The sequence below is a fragment of the Streptococcus pseudopneumoniae genome (genome assembly GCF_001074565.1).
Classification (GTDB): Bacteria; Bacillota; Bacilli; order Lactobacillales; family Streptococcaceae; genus Streptococcus; species Streptococcus pseudopneumoniae_J.
Window position 1 is genome coordinate 1 of the sequence record NZ_JUQX01000020.1, and the last position, 202, is coordinate 202.

1 protein-coding gene is annotated in these 202 nt (G+C 52.0%); it reads right to left on the reverse strand.

Going from position 1 to position 202, the window contains the following annotated elements:
- The coding region (locus ADI74_RS02665; protein ID WP_049536869.1) for a hypothetical protein at positions 1 to 202 on the reverse strand (202 nt) is incomplete at both ends.

Below are 202 nucleotides of genomic sequence, written 5' to 3' on the forward strand. Positions count from 1 at the left end.
CTGAACCTGGCTGGCATAGGTCACTTCTCCCTGTCCCGGTAAGTTCCCGAGTTCTGGTGGGTTGACGACGATTCCCTCCTTGGTCGCTCGATCCTTAGCCACCTTCTGGTGGTAGGCTGTCGATACATCGTCAAAGATGCTATGCCAGATGCTTCCTATTGTTTGCGGTAATGTGGATAGAGCTTGGAGGACATTCTGACTA